Origin of the sequence: Leptolyngbya sp. AN02str (assembly GCF_050565595.1) — a bacterium.
Classification (GTDB): domain Bacteria; phylum Cyanobacteriota; class Cyanobacteriia; order Elainellales; family Elainellaceae; genus Kaiparowitsia.
On record NZ_JBNXVR010000052.1, the window covers coordinates 13,659 to 30,926 of the forward strand.

The 17,268-nt window shown below is 51.9% G+C and carries 14 protein-coding genes; 13 read left to right on the forward strand and 1 reads right to left on the reverse strand.

Annotation, left to right across the window (positions count from 1 at the left end):
* Positions 1 to 55: 55 nt before the first annotated feature.
* Positions 56 to 949 (reverse strand): hypothetical protein, encoded by an 894-nt coding sequence (locus tag ACQ4M4_RS25560; RefSeq protein WP_430687303.1) that lies wholly within the window; start codon positions 947 to 949, stop codon positions 56 to 58.
* 465 nt (positions 950 to 1,414) lie between these two features.
* Between ACQ4M4_RS25560 and ACQ4M4_RS25565 the strand changes: the two genes are divergently transcribed.
* The 13 genes from ACQ4M4_RS25565 to ACQ4M4_RS25625 all read left to right on the forward strand — a co-directional run bounded on the left by ACQ4M4_RS25565 (position 1,415) and on the right by ACQ4M4_RS25625 (position 17,223).
* Positions 1,415 to 1,978, forward strand: a complete 564-nt coding sequence (locus ACQ4M4_RS25565) for a hypothetical protein (RefSeq protein WP_430687304.1) — start codon at positions 1,415 to 1,417, stop codon at positions 1,976 to 1,978.
* Positions 1,979 to 2,354: 376 nt separating this feature from the next.
* Positions 2,355 to 5,216, forward strand: coding sequence for a hypothetical protein (locus ACQ4M4_RS25570; RefSeq protein ID WP_430687305.1), 2,862 nt, complete (start codon positions 2,355 to 2,357; stop codon positions 5,214 to 5,216).
* Positions 5,146 to 6,252, forward strand: coding sequence for a hypothetical protein (locus ACQ4M4_RS25575; protein WP_430687306.1), 1,107 nt, complete (start codon positions 5,146 to 5,148; stop codon positions 6,250 to 6,252). Before ACQ4M4_RS25570 ends, ACQ4M4_RS25575 begins: the two co-directional genes overlap by 71 nt.
* Positions 6,253 to 6,292: 40 nt before the next feature.
* The gene (locus ACQ4M4_RS25580; RefSeq protein WP_430687307.1) at positions 6,293 to 7,330 is read left to right on the forward strand and encodes a hypothetical protein; all 1,038 of its coding nucleotides are present in this window, start codon (positions 6,293 to 6,295) and stop codon (positions 7,328 to 7,330) included.
* Positions 7,331 to 7,341: 11 nt separating this feature from the next.
* Positions 7,342 to 8,124, forward strand: coding sequence for a hypothetical protein (locus tag ACQ4M4_RS25585; protein ID WP_430687308.1), 783 nt, complete (start codon positions 7,342 to 7,344; stop codon positions 8,122 to 8,124).
* A complete protein-coding gene (locus tag ACQ4M4_RS25590) occupies positions 8,121 to 9,737 on the forward strand; it encodes a hypothetical protein (protein WP_430687309.1) in 1,617 nt (538 codons plus the stop codon). The genes ACQ4M4_RS25585 and ACQ4M4_RS25590 overlap by 4 nt, the downstream gene beginning before the upstream one ends.
* Entirely contained in the window at positions 9,734 to 10,483 is a 750-nt protein-coding gene (locus ACQ4M4_RS25595) for a hypothetical protein (RefSeq protein WP_430687310.1), read from the forward strand. The genes ACQ4M4_RS25590 and ACQ4M4_RS25595 overlap by 4 nt, the downstream gene beginning before the upstream one ends.
* 31 nt (positions 10,484 to 10,514) lie before the next feature.
* Positions 10,515 to 12,437: a M23 family metallopeptidase gene (locus ACQ4M4_RS25600; protein WP_430687311.1), complete on the forward strand. Its 1,923-nt coding sequence runs from the start codon at positions 10,515 to 10,517 to the stop codon at positions 12,435 to 12,437.
* Between the two features lie 10 nt (positions 12,438 to 12,447).
* A complete protein-coding gene (locus ACQ4M4_RS25605) occupies positions 12,448 to 13,086 on the forward strand; it encodes a hypothetical protein (RefSeq protein ID WP_430687312.1) in 639 nt (212 codons plus the stop codon).
* A 47-nt stretch (positions 13,087 to 13,133) separates the two neighbouring features.
* Positions 13,134 to 13,295, forward strand: a complete 162-nt coding sequence (locus tag ACQ4M4_RS25610) for a hypothetical protein (RefSeq protein WP_430687313.1) — start codon at positions 13,134 to 13,136, stop codon at positions 13,293 to 13,295.
* Positions 13,296 to 13,326: 31 nt separating this feature from the next.
* Entirely contained in the window at positions 13,327 to 15,237 is a 1,911-nt protein-coding gene (locus tag ACQ4M4_RS25615; protein ID WP_430687314.1) for a type IV secretory system conjugative DNA transfer family protein, read from the forward strand.
* Positions 15,237 to 16,610, forward strand: a complete 1,374-nt coding sequence (locus ACQ4M4_RS25620) for a hypothetical protein (RefSeq protein ID WP_430687315.1) — start codon at positions 15,237 to 15,239, stop codon at positions 16,608 to 16,610. The genes ACQ4M4_RS25615 and ACQ4M4_RS25620 overlap by 1 nt, the downstream gene beginning before the upstream one ends.
* Before the next feature lie 22 nt (positions 16,611 to 16,632).
* Complete coding sequence (locus tag ACQ4M4_RS25625; protein WP_430687316.1) at positions 16,633 to 17,223, forward strand: hypothetical protein; 591 nt, start codon at positions 16,633 to 16,635, stop codon at positions 17,221 to 17,223.
* Positions 17,224 to 17,268 lie beyond the last annotated feature (45 nt).

The window sequence follows — 17,268 nt, forward strand, 5'->3', positions numbered from 1 at the left end:
TACCTAAGGAATACAAAGATGCTTCTAGCATTCGCCGTAGGAGAGCGATCACTCCCTACTCTCCAGTCACCACAGGATGTTTACCCCTGGCAATCAGCGCAATCCGATGCGTTTCGAGATGCAGTAGACAAATTTGATCCTGCCCCAGTTGAAACACCAGCACATCTCCAGCCAAGTGCGCAGCATGGCTAATTGCCCAAACAGCGAAGGGGGTTTCCAGAGAGACCTGGATGCGTTCCTGGGTGGTGCGGTTGTATCCAGAAAGGCCACCCCCGGCGAACACATTGGTATAGAAATCCCATTCTGTTGCCTCAGTCAGCTTGGGGACAGGACCAAAGCTCGATTTCAGCTCACTGGCTAGTGCATTAAATTCTTCCCGATTCATGGCCTCAGGGTTTGCTCCGCCCAAGTCTGAGCGAAATGCCTGGGTTTCGTCAAGGGAGAGATAGTGCAGAGTATAGTCGCGACTGAGTTGCAACTGGTCACCAGGAACTTGGGTGAGTTGCGTGAGCAGGCTGGTCTGACTATTGAGGCCGTACCAGCCAAACAGCAAGAGATAGCTAATCCCGTGGATTAAGAGTGTCGCTTTAAGAGCGGTTAGAATTGCCTGTTTACGTTGCCGCAGCAAAATCCAAAAGAAGGGGTACTCGATTAGCAGGGTGAGTACAAAGGCCAGGATGACAAAAATACCTAACCAAAGCTGCACATTTTCAAGCGTGATGCCAGAGTAATGAGATAAGCGATTGACCAGCAACAAGGCACCTGCCCAGGCAGAGGCGTAATTCGCCAGAATCAGCACAACGAGCGATCGCCCTCTAGAAACTCCAAACAGCCGCGATAGCAATCCCGCTTCGACATACCCCAGAATCAAGTTCCCAAGAAACAAATGAAGTAGACCCGTCCACAGCAGGGGAGTGCCAGCGTTAGCGAGGGATGGAGAAGGCCACATCGCCAGGGCGAATCCGACGCTTATCCAAAGGAACCACCTAAATTTGGTCATGGACGCGATCGCCACGTTCAACGGTTTCAAGGCCCAAGGCATAGCATGGTTGGGGTGTCATAGGGATACAAGGAAATACATTTCAGACGGTGCGATCGCGATGAGATGAAACTCTTCATCCACTAAGTGTTGCACCTTGATGCAATCTGAAGGGTGCCATCATCGGCTATCTTACATTTTTTGGCATAAGGATTAAATATTTTTTGACTGTAATCTTAAATAAAAATAAAAAGAAACCTTGGATATCTCATCTTCTTTTTCTCAACTTTAATGATGGAAAAAATGGAAGAGTCTAGTTATCAAAATCTTGGACTTCCTCATCATTAAAGTTGGGAAAACATCTGATTTTAGGGACGTTGTATTACTTATCTCAGTTCTGTTTCAACTGAGTTTATCCCTACTTCAGAGGTTTCTATGGCAATCTCCCATTACTACAGCCGTCCCACCTGGCTTGATTCCGTCTTGAGCCGTTCGGCTGCTGCGAGCTATTTAGTGGGCGGAATCCTATGCCTGTTCATGCATCAAGCGTTTGTTGGCTTTTCCCTCTGCCTTGCAGCAGGTTATGCCCATCCCAAAGGCTACCTAAAGCTCCAGTCACTCTGGTCAGGAATGTTTCGGCAGATGGGGCTGAATCCGGCTCATGCGACAGGCTTAGTGTTTGGAATTTTGGCCGGAGGATTCATTACGCTTGCCTGGGTTGAACCTGCTCATGCCCAGTTCTTCGGCAATGCTGAAACCTTCTTCACCGATATGCTGGCGGGTTCTGCGATGGGCGCGGGTGGTACTGCCATTGTAGGCATTGTGATGAATACGATTCGAGCCTTGTTCATCATCTACTTAATTTTTGGATTGGTCTCCGTCATTAACGCTGCACGACAGGGTGAGGAATGGAAGGATCTGGCAAAGACCCCATTTATGGTTCTGGTTTGTGGTGTCGTTGGCGATGTTTTAGTCGGCGCAATTTCGGGAACAGCCTGATCATCCGTCCCATTCAACAATCGTTGTCAAAAACGTGACCTACTGAATCCACAATGTCCACCGAAAAGCGTGATCCTGGTTTTCGCACCGTCAATCCTCTGCTGGGAGTTCGGCCCAGTTTCGGGCCAATCCCAGCAGATTTATTAATCCCTTGGGGTGTGATTTCGATGTCCTTGTTTGTGTTCTCTCACTCCGTGTTGGGGCTTGAGTGGCATTGGACGATCGCGCTGATGGTTTGGGGGGACATGACGTATTGGATGCTGGCAGGTTCAAAACCCTATCGTTTCCTCTCAAGATTTATGCCCCCTCCAAAAACGTGGACGAAAGGGTATGTTCGCTACGCTCCTTGCAAACCTCAAAAGCGTGTACGGCACTGATGAAATCCACTGCACGAGTCGGTTCAAAACAGAGTAGTGCGCCGGGGAAAGCTCGGCGTACCCTCAAACCATTTGAAAATGAGATTCCATGTGAATCGATTGTGAGCTTTGATCTCAAGGGGCGTTCAGCAGGAGGACTGCTGCTCTCCAAGGGGAAAGAACCCAATAAGGTTTATCGCCTCATCTTCGGCTTTGAAACCAAGGGAATTCACCCAACGATGGGTGACTATTCTGAAAATATTTTTGATTCAGTGGAAGACGGCATCAAAGAGTTGATGCCGGGAGAGCATCTCACGTTTCACTTTTCATCCTTTAGTTCAGACATGGAGCGACAAAACCAACTGTCGCGCCTCTGCCTTGATCCTGAAACGACTGAACCTTGCAAAATATTATTGCTGGGGGCAAAGAAGCGGATTCGTGAGCTGAAAGAAAGTGGTTTGAGAAAGCCCAAAAAACTGCGGATCTACGCCTCTTTCACCATCAATCCGGCTACAGCCGAAGCCTCAGACACGATTGAAAAGATTTTGGGTCAATTAGAAGGAGCCTGGAATCAGGTTTCTGGCTGGAATAGCCGAGTGAAAGAAGCCAAGTATGCCGACATCTTAGAACAGGCGTTTGTCGATGGCTTCATTCGCTGGGAGCAGATTCTTGCCATCAAAATGAATCTGATTCTCCAGCCGATGGATGCTCAATCGCTGTGGGACGCGCTGTGGGATCGCTTCAATGATTCAGAAGCCCCTCCAGTGCCGCAGCAGCTCACCTTCACGGAGCAGGGCATTGCAGAAGAAACCTTAAGCGACTGGCATCTAACCTCTGCTCTTTTTCCTCAACCGTCTGATGTTCCCCAAGCCCACTCAGATCACGTGACGGTGCGCGGCAAGGAAGTCGGGGTCTTAGTCTTTGCCGATAAGCCGGGGGGGTGGGCTTCTAAAGCCCATCAACTGCGATATCTCTGGGATGTGTTTGCGCGGGAAGCGGTCTTTGATACAGAGGTGTTCTGCCAGATTACCAAGGCCAGTGAAGCGATCGTTAAGGAGCAAATTTCTCGTATCACGCGCCAATCGATTGCGGCTCAATCGAATAGCCAGCAAAATGCCAACGTGGATGTGGTCGCTGAAATCAAGCAGCGAAAGGCCATGCAGGCTACGGAGGAATTGTACGAAGGGGCAACGCCTGTCCAGACAGCAACGGTCTTCTTGATCCACCGCAAAACGTTGAATGAGCTGCAAGCCGCCTCTCGATATTTTTGCAGTTGCTTCCAGCGTCCAGCCGCACTTGAAATTGAGCTGAATTATGCCTGGAGAATCTGGCTGCAAACCCTGCCGACAACCTGGGATCGGTTGTTGGCGACTCCCTTTGATCGCAGATTGACGTATCTCTCCAAAGAAGTTCCAGCCTTCCTCTCTCTGGTTCAACCTCGGCCTGTGTCAAAGTCCGGCTTGGAACTCATCAGTGATGAAGGTGGCGTCCCCATTCACATCGACTTCTTCAAAGAACACCGCAACGTGGCCTACTTTGCAACGACTCGGGCCGGGAAATCCGTGATGATTTCTGAGGTATTGCAGATGGGATTGGCTCATAACCTGCCAATCATCGTGATGGACTTTCCCCCGTCCGATGCAGCCAGTACCTTTAAGGACTGGACGCACTACAACGGGGGAGCGTATTTCGACATTGGCCGTGAATCAGCCAACTTGCTCGAAATCCCAGACCTATCCAGTTTCAGCGAAAAAGAGCAAGCTGAACGCCTGACCGACTTCAAAGAGTTTGTTTGCTCTGCCCTAATGTTGATGGTGTTTGGCTCTGGGGAACCCCAAACCACCCAGGACCGCATGTTGAAGCAGGGTATTCGCTCTATCCTGGTTCCTGCGGTGGATGCCTTCTATGACCACCCCGACATTAAGCGCAGATTTGCGGAAGCCTATGCAGGGGGTATGAGTTCTCCAGCATGGCAGGATAGCCCTACCCTCACTGATTTTCTGGCTCTACTCGATACGGCCTTGAAAATGTTGCCGGAAGCGGTGGCAACGGATCCAACAACTGCTGCTGGCATCAGTCAAATTAAGCGACAGCTTGCCTTTTGGGTGAAGTCTCGCGTGGGTCGAGCCATTGCCCGACCCACCACCTGTAAGGCCGATGTCAATTTGATGGTCTATGCCTTAAGAGGTTTAAGCGACTCGGAAGATGCCGCTGTGCTGGCGCTTTCCGCATATTCGCGAGTGCTGAATGCAACGCTCTCTCATCCAGCCTCAATCTGCTTTATCGATGAATTCTCAGTGCTGCTGGAATGGCCTGCCATCGGTCGCCTCATTGCTCGACTGACTGCCAACGGTGCCAAGTCTGGAATTCGCGTATTCCTTGCCGCCCAAGATCCCAACACGCTTGATAAGAGCGATGCAGGCCCGATGATTTTGCAGAACATGAGCACCCGACTCATTGGGCGAATTCAGCCCGTTGCTCAAGAATCGTTCGTCAAAATCCTGAAGATTCCACCTCAAATCATTGCTCGAAATGCCAGTGAGAGTTTCTATCCAGCCAAGCATGAACTGTATTCCCAGTGGTTGCTGGATGAAGGGGGAACCTATACCTACGTTCGCTACTATGTGCCGCCGCTGCTGCTGGCTGTGGTTGCCAACAACCCCAAAGAAACCCAGGCACGGCAAGCCTTTTTCCACGCCTATTTAGATCGCACTCAAGCCCTGGTCGCATTCACCAACGAGTATGTGTCTGCCATCCGAGAAGGGCGCGAGATTCGTGTTCCTCATCCACAAAATATTTTGGAGGCTGACCATGAAGTACCACCTGCTCCGCCAATGGATCATCCTGACGCTATCTCACCGACCGCTACGGCAGCGTCGTAAATTGGCAGTTTCCTCTGCAATAGCGATGTTGCTGCTTTCCACAACAGCATGGCCCAGCTTGGCAGGGACGGTTGGGGGTGAGTGGTTGCCTGAATTGCCATCGCTAGAAGATCTGTTGCCCGACGACATCGTGGATCTCATTGGGCAGGGGCAACGAGCGCTGGAATTATCCAAGCAGGTTGAGGAGATGATTGGCCGCATTGGAGATCTCGTTAGCGGCAATGTATTAGACCAATACATGCAGGAATTGATGGGGATTTTCCGCCCGGATGGAAATAACGCCAGTATCGTTCGCAATGGTGGACATCCTGACCCGACTGAGATGCGGGAACGATTACGGGCTGATGCCGCAGCGGGGAATATCCAGCACCCCTATCTGCCCTCTGCTGTAGCCATTCAGGGACTAGAAGCACTCGTCACAGGCCGCAGTTTGTATGAGTCTGTGTTGGGTGAGGATGGGCAAAAGCTGAGTGCTGATGGCTTAGAATCTGCAACTCGATTAGCGCTTGGCTCGAACCAGTTAGTGACGGCCATGCGTGAAGCCTATGCGGCTGAATCTGGATGGATTACCGAGAGCCTGGACTATGGGCATCAAGCAATCACAGCAGGCGAGCAAGGATTTGAGCATCAGTCTCAACTGGATGAACTGGCCATAGAAGCCCAGACGCAAACCAGCAGTCAGGACATCTTAAAAATCCTGGCAGATCAGCACGCAGCAGGTGGGCAACTGAGTCTTGCCACAGTGAACCAATTAGCAATTTTGGCAGAACAAAATTCAATTCAAGCCCAGCAGATGGGCAACCAGACGGGCCAGATTGTTCAGCTTGGTTCTCTCCTCGATGCTCAGACCCAATTACAGAATCGGCAATACGCAACCCTCGAATCCATCAACAATCAACTGGCTGGGGCCAACTTAGAGTTGACGGCATTGATTGAAGCGCAGAAGGGGGAGCGGGAGCATCAATTGATTAACGACCAGGCTGCATCCAATTACCTGAACCGGATGAATGCAGCAGGTCATCGCCTCATGCGGTAGCAGGCTAAACATTCCCGATTCATCAACTATTTTGCTGACAATGCAACCCTTCATTGCTCAATTCGTTTTCAATCAATCAGGCACCGTCGTTGATTTGATTTCCGGTGCGTGGGATGAAGTCTGGACCATGGTCATCGGTGGTGCCTTATGGCTTGCTCTGTGCAACCTGGGTGTTGCCTTTGGGGTGTTTGGCTTAGTGGTCTGGACGGTTCAGCTATTCCAAAGTCTTCTAGATGATGCGACGGCAAAGCCCTTTAGCCGATTGATTGTCCCCATTATCCTGTGCATGTTGCTGGTGAATGGGGGAGCGCTGCTGGGAGATGTGGTGTTTACGTTTCGAGGCGTGATCAATGACCTCAATGCTCAGATTCTAGAGGTTGCTGCGGCTGGCAATAATGCAGAACAGGCATTGCGAGATCTCGGTAGCTATCCTGCCGCAGAAAGCGCAATCTATGACCTGCGTAGACGGTGTGATGCCATCACCGATAACGAAGCGTTGGTCATTTGCCTGGATGAAACTCGTGCCCAGGCAGAAGCCTTAATTGATCAATTTGAGGAGCAAAACCAAACGTTGGGAGGAGATTGGATGGAGACATTACGACAAATTGCTCTGTCTGCGTTTAATGTTGTCAATCCCGCCGCAGGGATGGCGTTTCGCTTCATGCCGTCCATCATTACTTTACAGGTTGAGTCCTTTCTGATGGGGATGCAAGCCGCTTTTCAAGCGTTGATTGAAGTGTCGTTTTTGTTGACGGGGTTACTGGCTCCTTTATCGGTGGGGCTGAGCTTTTTCCCGATGGGGTCAAAGCCGATCTTCTTGTGGGTGACTGCCTTTTGGAGTCTTGGATTTTGCAAAATCTGTCTGAATATTGTTTCTGCCCTGGTAGCCGAACAGATTGCCCGAGTGGGGCCAAGCGAAACCCTCGCCTTCTCAATATTTGTCGGACTATTAGCCCCAATTTTGGCCTTTGCGCTATCGGCTGGAGGTGGCCTCGCGATTTTCAATGGCATCAATAGAGCCGCGATTGGTGTCACAACGACCGTTGCTCGGGCTGCTGTTTTTAAATCATTGCATTGAGGGTATTGGGAATGGTTTTAACGAAAAAATCTGCATCTATCACCCTACAGGAAGAGAAGAAAACGCGTGATTTTCTATCGTTTCTCTCCCTGACTGGAATTGCAGTGCAGACCATGAATTTACTCATTGCCTGTGGCTTATTCCTGCAACTGTCTAAAGTTGCCAATAAACCCATGCCTCAACTGATTCAGATGATGGATGGGTCTGTCTCTGAGGTGGCTGTTTTGGGCAATCAAGATAGAGCGCCTATAGTCATTCAGAAGTTCGTATCAGATGCCTTGCAGGGGTTGATGTCCTGGCACAATCAAATCCCTGCGGGGGAACAAGATGGAGAATCTCGATTTATTGAAGACCCTGGCCAACCGATAACCTTACCAGGGGGAAAGAAAGGAAAGGTGACCTCGGTAGCATGGCAATCCAGCTTTGCATTTTCAGAGGAGATGGCAGCAGAAATGATGATTATGGTGGCTGAAATGACACCGCCTGAAGTGTTTCGAGGCACTGCTCAAACCGTGCTGCAAATTGATTCTTTGACCTTTCCCAAACGGATTTCTGATGTGGAAGGGATATGGACCGTGGGGGTGGTTGCTCGAATGATTGTTGTTGCTCAATCCGGCACTCGTCGCTCGATTCCATTCCGCAAAATTGTCACGGTAAAAGCAGTGGATACACCTCGATTACCTCAAGAAGGGCAATATGCCTCTGCTCTGGCGCGGATTGTGCAGTCAGCTCGCCGCGCACAGCTAGAAATCATTTCTCTAAAAGATTTTGAAAGCTTGGATGAGGAAGTATGACGGATATCGCAAATTTAGCAGACCGAATCGGGGTTATTGTCGATTCAACTGACCCAATGGCTTCCGTATTGCCCACGCCTGATGTAACTGCTCCTGAAGAGATGACCCCGGACGAGGTGGACTCAGCCGCAGTACCGCCTGAGCAACCAGAAGACTTCGAGATAGAAGAAACCGTTCCCATTCCACTCAGCAAGCGAATTGGGGTGAAAGTGGGCTTTGTTTCCATTGCCACGCTGCTCGTTACCGTAAGCGTGTTTGGCTTTTATTCCAACACGTTTTCCAGGTTTGGCAAAGGAGAAAAAATTCCAAGCCCAGAAGAACTTGCCGCTTCAGCAGAAGCGGCAAGAGATACAGAATTAGAAATCGCCAAACAAGAAGCCGCTCGTGCCCAGGCAGAATTAGCGCTATTGCGGCAGCAGGAAGAAATGGCAGCAGGAAATATGGAATCTGCCCCGGCCCAGGAGGTCTTGCAACTGATTGAGCAAGAGCCGACCGCTGAGGCTGCGAACCAACCTGAAGCCCCCAAGGAAACCACAGCAACTTCTGCATCTGCATCTGCCTCTTCTCAACCCCCTGCCCCTGCTCCAATGGCACAATCTCCTGGCCCAAATCGCACGGCGGCAGCCCCTCGCGCTGCTCGTCTGCAAGCATCCATTGATCCATTTGAGGAGTGGTCGCGGATTGCTAGTTCAGGCCGTTTTGGGGTTGTGCAGTCGGTGGGCGCAGCGAACGCTACGACACCACGGGCAAGCCCCCCAACTGTGAACCCTGCAACCCGGGCTGCCTCTCAAACGAGCATCGCGCCCAACCGGATGCTCGGTAGCGTCCAACCTGTTTCTGCTCCCCCAAGGTCAGCACCCGCTAGAGGTGTTTCGATTCCTGCTTACACCCAGGCTCAGGTGTCAGGGCCGTCAACCTGGGCTATGACTCCCGCCTCTGCTACTCCAGCACAGTCCTTACCCCGGCAAATCCTAGTTGGTACGAATGTTCAAGCTAGAACGGCAACGCCTGTCTCCTGGACAGAGGGCAATAGCCGGAACTCAGCCGCGCAGATTTCGGGAGGAAATCGGTTCTTCTTGGAATTGATGGAACCTGTTAAGGACAGTGCCAATGAGGTTGTGTTGCCCGAAGACACTCAGCTTGTGGTAACGGCTGCACCGGGAGGGAATGGAGTCGTTGAGCTAACAGTTGTTTCCGTCGTTGTCGGAGGGCAAGAGTTTCCCCCACCATCGAACGCACTATCGGTGCGAGGGGCTGATGGTGGTTTCCTCATCGGTCGTAGTACCTCTCGTCGCAGCACCTTCGGACACGACACGATCCGCATCCTGACGGGTGCTGCTCAGGGAACCAGCCGATTGCAAAACCGTTCTCGTAGCAGTACCCGAGTGACCAACAACGGAACGGTGGTTGAATCCTCAGAAAATCCCGCCCCTGATTATCTGGCAGGAGCCATTGAAGGAGGGGTGGATCGGCTGATTGAAACGATGGATGAGCGCAACGATCGCGCTACTGATGAAATCCTTGCCGATGCGCGGCAGTGGCAAATTCGTAGCGGCACACGGGTACGGGTTTTTTTCAACCAGTCGGTACAGTTACCAAGGAGAGCCATGTGAACCCATTGCAAAAATATTTTGGGGCGCTGGCGCTGGCCTCAGTATTATCCCTTTCAACTGCACCAGAAGCCGCTCATGCACTGTCCGTTACCCGGCTTCCCTATACTCTCAATTCGGGAGCCGTACCCCGACTCGACGTATCGCCTCACTGGGGACTTGCCCTCAGCTTTTTGCAAACGGGTGAGCGGATTCAACAGTGGCACGTCGGAGACATCTCCCGAATTGTCATCGCGACAGATGCTCCGTTGCCAGAGGCCAGCGGTGGGCAAAAAGATGAGGGACTGGGTGCACATATTTTGTTTTTGCGCATGCTCTCTCATCGGCTGGAGATGGATCTAAGGTTGCCCGCCTCTGCCCGCCAGTCGAATCGAATGCCATTAACCATTAACACGGTTGATGCGGCAGGGCGGCAACGCACCTACCTGTTTGAGCTAGTGCTGGGGGCTGCAACCGATGTCGGCATGATTGAAATTGTGCATCCCCAGCCTGCCGCTCCATCCCGTCAGTTCTCAGCTCGTCCGGCTCCAACGACTAACGTTTCTGAAGCCAACCATACGCCGATTTCTCCAGAACTCAGCGCAGCGATGGAACGGGCCGTCAGCAATGGCTTACTGGTTCGAGATGGCGAAGCCTGGACGAGAACCCATCAGGCTGCTCAATACATCAGCGCAGGCTACTCCATCGAAGAAGCCGCAACCCAAGCTGGAATCGCCCCTCTGTTGGTGCAACGCATTTTTGGACATTAATTTTGCCTGTAGGCAGCGAGGAGCCTATGTTATGAAGATCTTAAAATGGTGCGCGATCGCACTTCTATCGTTCATGCTGGTGGTGTCGTGGGCAAACTTGGCAGCGGCGCAAAAGGCTCACCTAAACCCCGCCAAGCCGCTCCCAACCTTAACAGGGTTAACCACTGGCATCATCACCGACTTAACTCAGATCCCGAATATTCCGTTCAAGGATTACCCATCCGTTGAAGTCACCGAGTCGGTGGTCGATAACCTGTTGGCCGTTTCGAGTGAGGAGTATTCCACCCATGCTTTGTCGCTCCCAATTGGGCAACAAGTACCCGTGCTGGAGTTACTGGAGTTCGGTAACTTTCAGCAGCTTGGACTGACCGACTTGAACCTGACCCAACTTGGATCGTTGGTTCAATCTCCAATGGCAGATTGGAGCTTTTTGCAGCTCTCTCCGGTGTATGGTGGCCTGACGCTAAGAGAGATCTCTGAAATTGGAGAATTGTTGCCTGGGGAGACGCTCGTTGGAGATGTCCCCGCATTGAAAGCATTAGTGGAATGGGCTGGTGGGCGAACGGATAGCCCTCTCGCATCCACGATTGAGCTATCCACCTCGGTTGAGGAAATCCTTGGAAGTTCTATCACCAATGCAATCAGCATTGCCCCGGAATTGAAAGATGTCCCCATTGCTCAGGTTGGGGAAACGGTGCTTTCAACGATGACTCTTGCGGAGGGGTTTCCTGGCCTGGAAACGTTGGAATTGAACAAAATTCCAAACGTAACCAGTGTGCCGATGTCGGTACTCAACGACACGGCCTTTTCCAATCTGTCATTAGCCGATATGCCCATTCCGCTGAGCCTTGCAGCCAACATCGGATTTGGAGAAGCCGACTTTAGTTTGGGCGATCCATCCGATGATGCTCACGCCAATGAACAAGAGCGGATTCGAGTCGTCACAGGAGGCATTACTAGCAGTGACTTTATTTTGCAAGCTGGAACCTGCCCACAACAGAGTTGCCCTCACTTTGAGGTTAGCTCGGTAACGCATCCCAATGTGCATGGTGCAGCATGGATGGACTCAACCGGACAAACCGTACCGGATGGGTTTGGAATTCTCTGCCGTCCGTGGGCTTGTAAGGGGCCTCCGGGTAGCCATCCCTTCGGTGCGCCTGTCCGGGTGATTTTGAAAAATATTGATCAGGCAACGGGAACTGCTGACCTGGCAATTACCTTCCCCTGGTGTTCCAAGATTCCATTCTTGGGCCTCTCCTGCACCCCCTGGATTTTGCCGTCTCCTGATGGTATTCCCCTCGGAAAGATTCAGGAAAAAACGTTGTTAGCCTACAGCATTCCTGGGGAGAAGGTCCAGGGTGAAGTCCTGAATAACCCATTCCCAAATCCTCATGTGGCGGAGGTGCCCACGATTGACGGGGGAACGGCACCGTCCGGGCCTGTTCCTCCACCCGTGCCCTGTGAGCCGGGGGAGCAATGCGACTTGCACCATCCTCTGCCTCAAAACAGCGGTGTTCCCTTGAATGGTGTGGGGCATTGTCGCGGTGGCTGTAGTCGTCGCCATGCCGGGGTCGATACGCAAAGTGTCAAGGGCTACCAGGCTCGGCGGAGTCATGGGCGATGTGTCCCATCCAACCGATTACCCTGTGGGGAAAACGTGGTGGCGGCAGCAGATGGCACGGTTGGGTCTGTGACATCTGTGGGTGGCACCTGTGGCGGCATCGTCCATGTGAATCATCCTCAACTGGGGCTGCAGACGCGATACCTGCACATGGCCCAGGTGAACGTCTCCAACAATCAAGCGGTGCTGCGAGGGCAGGTGTTAGGGATTGAGGGGGATGAAATCTCGGATCGATGTAGTTTTGGAACGCATTTGCATTACGAGATTCATACGGGCGGCAGAGCGGTGAACCCCATGAATTACCGTCACACTCCGCGAATGGTCGCTAATTAGGAGGTCAATCATGGTTCGCAAACTATTTTGGAGCTTTCTGACAGCCGTATGCGTTTCGCTGGTGCTGCTCTCGAGAGCGCTTGCTACTCCTGCGGTTGTTGATGTGCTCAATCCTGAGAATACGCCTTTAATTGCGTCACTCGCGCAATGTTTGCCTCCAACTCCCAGCCATCAATCGCAGCAGCAGTTTAGCTTGCTGGCATCGGTTGAGGATGCGTCTGCACTGATGGATCACAACCCAGAGCGGCCTCTGACCTACCACTACATCAATGTGTTTTCTGATGGGCACCCGTATGAACCCTGGCAAACGCTCATCGGTGTTCGGGCTGATGGCGCATGCGAGAACTTTATTGGGCAAGATTCAGCACCACGCTTGACGGACTTTGCTCCATCCTATGTGGCCGTTGAACTGGCAAGACAGTGGTATCTATTCAACAACAAAATCTATCCAGATCCCGCATTTCCTACTGTCATCAAACACGCACTAGAAAACCCTTTGGACTTTGAGCCAGAGCCATTCACAGACATCACAGACATCTGCGCTCTCCCCTGGGAAAAAGCAGAAGCTGTGAAAACCTTTGGTATTAGACCAGATCCGATCAACTGCGTGATTGAGCCACCTGCCTCACATCCATTTTGGGATATCTGAGCTGTCAGCTTGATTCTGCTATCCGTTCTTTTGCCCTGGTGAAACTTGTGAAACGACGCTTGTTTTTACATTCTTCTGGTGTCCTGGTTGGCTCGTCCCTAGTGCCACTGACGTTCTACTGCCAGAAGTGCGGTGGCGTTCATCCCTTAGCGGTCTGCGAGGTGCGATCGCTACCGGAACAGCCACCGCCTCAACCACCTGAAGCCTAAATAGTTTGCTGCCCTTTCACCTTCTGCCACCATGAAACGCTTACTTCTGGTTTTGCTACTGGTGCTCTTGTCTTCTGCTCCGGCTGAGGGGCGAGAAGCCCTAAAGTCGCTTGGGGATCAGATTCCGACCCCTCCTGCCCTTCAGGAGCTAAAGACAAAAATATTTACCCCTGAAGGGTTGTTGATGACGGTAGGGGGCATCATTTTTTTGGTGTGGATGAATCAGGATGGCAGTTCTCAAAAAGGTCGCTTGGCGACATCGCAATGGGCTGGAGCAAAAGAGAAGGCATCGGCCCGGAAAACAGCGCTTCAGCAAATTCGTGAGCGTCAGCGCAATTCGGTTGCGGCATGGATTAATCGCCCGAAGCTGAAGCAGCGAAAAGATGGAGCAATTGTTGCCAAACCGACGACTCAAACGGTGTTTGTTCCAGATGTGCAAAAGGGAACGGCTGTGATGGGTGCCCCTGGTGTGGGAAAGTCGCGCTTCGTAATTGACCCGATGATTCGCTCGTTTCTAGAGCAAGGCAATCCGGTTGTCCTGTACGATTTCAAGTTTCCTCATGGTCAGGCTGAGGTTCATGCGGCCTATGCAGAGTCCTTGGGCTATGAGGTGAAATATTTTGCTCCAGGCTTTGCGGGAAGTGAAACCTGCAACCTGCTGGATTTTTTGAGGGATGCAGATGACGGGGAGACGGCTGGGCAGATTGCCAAAACCTTAAATCAGAATTTCTCAAGCGCACCAGGCCGCACCAATGATCCGTTTTTCCAGATGTCGGGCGACCAGCTCATCAAGGCCACGCTGCAACTGGCGAAGCTCACGACCTTGCCGGATGTGTTGACCTGTCAATCCATTCTGGCAATCGACTCAACCGAACTCATTAAGCGAGTGATTGAAGCCCCAAACCTCTCCCCGTGGGTCAAGGTGAGTTGGGATCAGTTCTTGTCGATGAAAAGCAGTGAGAAAACCGCCTCTTCGGTGGCGGCGACGGCGGCCCTGATGTTCTCCAACTTCGCATCGCCTGACTTGCTCGGCGCATTGTGCGGTCCCACCACCATCCCGCTCGATTTGAATGGCAAGCAACTGCTGATCTTTGGGATGGATCAAAATCGCCGCGACATCATTTCTCCGATTGTGGCCGCCGTGATGGAGATGGTCATTACCCGCAACGTGGCCCGAAAGCGCAATGACCCGTTGGGCGTGTTTTTAGATGAGGTGGCAACCATTCAGCTTCCCAAACTCCCCAACTGGCTCAACGAATCACGCTCAGCCGGATTCTGTGGAGTATTGGGCTTTCAAAATATGTCCCAACTCGATAAAGCCTATACTCGTGAAACAACCCGAGCCATCCTCACCGGGTGCGGCACCAAAATTGTATTCAACCCAGGTGAGTATGAAACGGCTGAATATTTTGCCAAGTTCATCGGAGAAGAAGAGATCCGCTACGAGCAGAAAAGCCGCTCGGTGGGGAAGAGCGGCAATAGTCGTAGCTATTCCCCTCAAGAACGGACGAAAAAACTCATCTCACCCGAAGAACTCTTGAAGCTGCGGCAACCCACGCCAAGCTTCCCCATTGCGGATTTTGTGTTAATCAATCCTGCCTATGCTTCAGCGAAAGAGAGCAGTGTTCCCGCTCGCTTACGAGTCAAGCTCTCGAAGCATGAACTCACCAGCATTGCGCTTGGGGAAGCGGGCTTTCCTGCATTCATTGATCGGTCTCGTTCGATGGGGCGGCAAGACTCCTTTGGGGCGGCGGATTTGGCAGTGCGACAGGTAGCGATCGCGCAGGTGATTCCTCCGCTAAGCGGTGGGAATCAGTCTAAGCAGAAGCAACCCGCCGTTGTTGGGAAACCCGCAGAAGTCCCGAAGACGTTTGCTGATGTGCTGAAAGATAGTGCCGCTCAGTTTGATGCCCTTGTTGCAACGGAGGAGCCTGGATTCTAATGGTTAGCGATCTCACACGGGCCGAAGGCGCACAACAAGGGGCTGACATTACCGAGCGGGAGTTGGAGGAAGGGGCAACCGCCCTGGTGCATCTGATCAAGATGCTGATGAAGCTACAAGCCACTCAGGAGAAAGAATCATCAGGGTTTGCTGAGAAGTACCTTGAAGACGCGAGGCGGCAGTCGATGGCCGCCACTGCGGCGTATCTTGCCAAAGAGTACGGAGAGGATGGTCAGTACCAGGCAGAAGACTATCGCATCAGCTCAAAGACAAATGAAGACGGCAAAGAGGAGTTTGAAGTTGTAGACCCTGAAGGGAAGATGATTCTCAAGTTTGAGCTTGAGGAGAATTCAATCAAACTCCTTGATTACGATGCAAAAAAAGAGCAGCAGCAAGCCTTTTTGCATGCAGCGAGAGTTATTGAGAAGGGCGATCTGGATCAAATCAAGCAAGATCCAAGGCCGTTGAGGAGCTTAGCCCCTGCTGGGACTCAAGCCCTTTATGTTGCCCAAACCTTAGCGGCACTCTCTCCGGGGGGAGCCTACCGCAGCACCGATCCAGAGCTTGAGCGCTACTCGTTTCACCGCACCGACGATGGTGCCATCGAGATTCATGACCATCAATGCTCAGAATCCGATCTCACCGTTTTGCGGTGGAAAGACGGCAAGTTTGAACACAATGAACTGGATAGAGGGGCTCAAAAATATTTTGCAACGCTTTCTGAAAAGTTCTATGCAACGCCAAGTGTGCCGTCTGTTGGTGCAACCCGGAATCAGGAACCAAAAGCACAACCCCCTGAACCCGAATCCATCTTCTATGGGGAGCCAGATTACGACCCTGATCAGGAATGGCAACCCCCTGAACCCGATGTTTATTCTGCTGAACCAGCTCGAGAGATGGAAGACACAGGCTCAGTTGGAAGTGCTGCCCCGGATACGGGGTATCGCCCCACGATAGAGGAAATCAACCAGTGGCACGCAACGGCAACTGTGCTGGGGTATCCCGCCGATCAGCTAAACGAGATTCGTCGGCTGGGAAATCAGATCGCCTCCAGCGCTGGGCACGGTTCTTTTCAAAGTGCATTAAGGGCTGATCCAGAGTTCTCTCCCCCAGATGTGACAATGCCGCCTGGAGAATTCGCCCGGATGCGTCGAGATCTAGAGTTTTTAGGGACGTTAGAGCAGCAGTTGGGCGATGGCGCGATCGTCGAACTCTACAACAAGCAATCTGCGACGACGATTGCTACCCCGATTACAAGTGTTCAGGCCGCAAGAGCATTCCTCAATGAGAATGCTGAGCAGCTTGATTTCGAGAGGCTCCAACCTGCATTTGATGCAGGAGTGGATGAGCCAGAAGACGAGTTAGAACGTTAACCCTTACCAAGAGGTTGTTCCCATGACGACATCCCATCGCTCTTATGTCCGTCGCCACTCTGTCCAGTTGGTGCCACCCGCCGAGGCAGCGGTGCAGACGCACGGACTCTACACCTATGCTGAAGCTGTCTACGAGGCAATTCTGGAGGGGCGATCTCGCACGAATAAAATTGCCCCCTCTGCCACCAGGCATCACTTTGCGGTTGAAGGCACAGCGCTAGAAGCTTACGTCGTGCTGATGCTGCACAACCTGCTGATTGACCACGCTACCCCAACAGCTCGACAGCAGCTTCAGCACACAATCCATCTGGACAGCATTCCAAAATACGAGGTTCTGGTTCATGAAAATGCTCTCCGACTTCGCTCTGTTGTCGGTCTCTCACGCTGTTTGCTACATGCAAACTACATCCCAAATAACCGGAAACTAAGAGTCGTTCATCTTGATCTAACCAACCAGGATATCTTGCTCCTTAGGCAGTCAATTCAGCAGCATTTTGACTGGCTCTATGAAAACTCAATCCCGGTAACTGCACTACCAAACACAACGTCTATTCCGAAGGTTTCTCCCTCATCCCAGGTCGGTTTGGATCGCCGGCTTCGGGATTGGGCGTAGGCTATATTTTTTTCTGGATGCTTGCGTACAAACATCCAGAAAATA

Bases quoted from the DNA above. Each gene is read 5' to 3' on its own strand.
- ACQ4M4_RS25560 (WP_430687303.1), bottom strand. From the start codon at position 949: ATGTGGCCTTCTCCATCCCTCGCTAACGCTGGCACTCCCCTGCTGTGG.
- ACQ4M4_RS25625 (WP_430687316.1), top strand. From the start codon at position 16,633: ATGACGACATCCCATCGCTCTTATGTCCGTCGCCACTCTGTCCAGTTG.
- ACQ4M4_RS25575 (WP_430687306.1), top strand. From the start codon at position 5,146: ATGAAGTACCACCTGCTCCGCCAATGGATCATCCTGACGCTATCTCAC.
- ACQ4M4_RS25605 (WP_430687312.1), top strand. From the start codon at position 12,448: ATGGTTCGCAAACTATTTTGGAGCTTTCTGACAGCCGTATGCGTTTCG.
- ACQ4M4_RS25565 (WP_430687304.1), top strand. From the start codon at position 1,415: ATGGCAATCTCCCATTACTACAGCCGTCCCACCTGGCTTGATTCCGTC.
- ACQ4M4_RS25570 (WP_430687305.1), top strand. From the start codon at position 2,355: ATGAAATCCACTGCACGAGTCGGTTCAAAACAGAGTAGTGCGCCGGGG.
- ACQ4M4_RS25620 (WP_430687315.1), top strand. From the start codon at position 15,237: ATGGTTAGCGATCTCACACGGGCCGAAGGCGCACAACAAGGGGCTGAC.
- ACQ4M4_RS25615 (WP_430687314.1), top strand. From the start codon at position 13,327: ATGAAACGCTTACTTCTGGTTTTGCTACTGGTGCTCTTGTCTTCTGCT.
- ACQ4M4_RS25585 (WP_430687308.1), top strand. From the start codon at position 7,342: ATGGTTTTAACGAAAAAATCTGCATCTATCACCCTACAGGAAGAGAAG.
- ACQ4M4_RS25590 (WP_430687309.1), top strand. From the start codon at position 8,121: ATGACGGATATCGCAAATTTAGCAGACCGAATCGGGGTTATTGTCGAT.
- ACQ4M4_RS25580 (WP_430687307.1), top strand. From the start codon at position 6,293: ATGCAACCCTTCATTGCTCAATTCGTTTTCAATCAATCAGGCACCGTC.
- ACQ4M4_RS25600 (WP_430687311.1), top strand. From the start codon at position 10,515: ATGAAGATCTTAAAATGGTGCGCGATCGCACTTCTATCGTTCATGCTG.